Origin of the sequence: Sphingomonas sp., assembly GCF_040398505.1 — a bacterium.
In the GTDB taxonomy this organism is placed as follows: Bacteria; Pseudomonadota; Alphaproteobacteria; order Sphingomonadales; family Sphingomonadaceae; genus Sphingomonas.
Genome location: NZ_JBBATX010000111.1, coordinates 5,898 through 7,732, shown reverse-complemented (window position 1 = coordinate 7,732; position 1,835 = coordinate 5,898). Strand labels below are relative to the sequence as shown.

Here is a 1,835-nt window from a genome sequence, read left to right as displayed (position 1 = left end):
CCCCAAAAAAAAGGCCGCGGCACCCCCCGATGCCGCGGCCTGCTCCCGGAGACCGGGGAGCGGTACGTCTTTGAACATCAGGCGACGGCGGCGGGCACCATCACGTCTTCGGGCTCGCGCAGCACATAGCCGCGGCCCCAGACGGTTTCGATATAGTTTTCGCCTTCGCACGCCATAGACAGCTTCTTGCGCAGCTTGCAAATGAACACGTCGATGATCTTGAGCTCGGGTTCGTCCATGCCGCCATAGAGGTGGTTGAGGAACATTTCCTTGGTTAGCGTCGTGCCCTTGCGCAGCGAAAGCAGCTCGAGCATCGCATATTCCTTGCCGGTCAGATGGACACGCGCGCCATCGACTTCGACCGTCTTCGCATCGAGATTGACCGCGAGCTTGCCGGTGCGGATGACCGACTGGCTATGGCCCTTCGAGCGGCGCACCACGGCGTGGATGCGCGCGGTCAGTTCTTCGCGGTGGAACGGCTTGGTCACATAATCGTCGGCACCGAAGCCGAAGCTGCGGACCTTCGAGTCCATCTCGTTGATGCCTGAGAGGATCAGAACGGGCGTCTGGACGCGGGCGACGCGGAGCCGCTTGAGCACATCATACCCGTGCATGTCGGGCAAATTGAGATCGAGCAGGATGATGTCGTAATCGTACAATTTGCCCAGATCGAGGCCTTCTTCGCCGAGATCGGTTTTATAGACATTGAAACCTTCGGTGGTCAGCATGAGCTCGATCGCCTTGGCGGTCGTCGGCTCGTCCTCGATCAGCAATACGCGCATCTGGGCGTTCCCCACTCTCTCATCAGGCGTTCGGCGCCCCCGGCGGCCCGACTTGCCTGAACCAAACCATTAACCTCATCAGTGATGAACGCAAAAGGTTAATTTCGCATTAATCGGCCTGAATCCACGAGTCGCACGGGATTCTACCTAGCGCCGCAGCGCGTAGAGGGATTTCAGATGCTCGCTGAGATAGGCGATCAACACCTCGACCCGCGCCGGGCGGAGCGTTCCGGGCGAGGTCATCAGATGCAGCGCGCCGCCATGCGGAATCCATTCCGACAGGATCGGCACCAGCCGGCCGGCTGCGATATCGTCGCCGACGATGAAATCGGGCAGCATCGCAATGCCGAGGCCACGGCGCAGCGCCGGCAGCATCGCTTCGCCGCTATTGGTGGCGAGCGGGCCACGCAGCCGCACCGAGACTTCGGTCCCGTCCGGCCCGACGAAGCGCCACGGCGTCGTGACATTGGTATAGGCAAAGCAGCGATGCTCGCCGAGTTGCCCGGGATGCGTCGGGGTGCCGGCCTGCGCGAGATATTCCGGCGCTGCGACCAGATACATCCGCATATCGGCAAGCTTGCGCGCGCGCAGCGAGGAATCGGGCAAAGCGGCGATCCGGAGTGCGATATCGAAGCCGTCGGCGACGATATCGACGCGCGCATCGGACAAATGCAAGTCAATCTCGATGCCGGGATGCTCGACCAGGAAATCGGCGATGACGGGGGCGATCGCGATCAAGCCGAGCGACATTGGCGCGGCGACGCGGACCAGGCCGGTGGGTGCGGTCGCAGCGTCGAGCGCGGCTTCCTCGGCCGCATTCGCCTCGGCCAGGATGCGCGCGGCATGGTCGGCAAGGGCCTTGCCATTTTCGGTCAGGCTGAGCCGCCGCGAGGTGCGGTGGAACAGCGACTGGCCAAGATGCGTCTCGAGCCGGGTGATCGCCTTTGACACGGTCGCCTTGGACACGCCGATCGCGTCCGCCGCGCCGCTGAACGAGCGGTGTTCGACGACGCAGGCGAAAATCGCCCAGGCTTCGAGATCGGGCAGGCGCAT

At 63.2% G+C, this 1,835-nt stretch carries 2 protein-coding genes; both read right to left on the bottom strand.

Going from position 1 to position 1,835, the window contains the following annotated elements:
* Positions 1 to 77 precede the first annotated feature (77 nt).
* Positions 78 to 782: a response regulator transcription factor CtrA gene (gene ctrA, locus ABWP09_RS12155; RefSeq protein WP_188448255.1), complete on the bottom strand. Its 705-nt coding sequence runs from the start codon at positions 780 to 782 to the stop codon at positions 78 to 80.
* Positions 783 to 929: 147 nt separating this feature from the next.
* Positions 930 to 1,835: LysR family transcriptional regulator (locus ABWP09_RS12150; protein ID WP_353205392.1), on the bottom strand; the 906-nt coding region annotated here is incomplete at its 5' end.

Excerpts from the sequence above, each read along its gene's own strand:
- ctrA (WP_188448255.1), bottom strand. The coding sequence starts at position 782 with ATGCGCGTATTGCTGATCGAGGACGAGCCGACGACCGCCAAGGCGATC.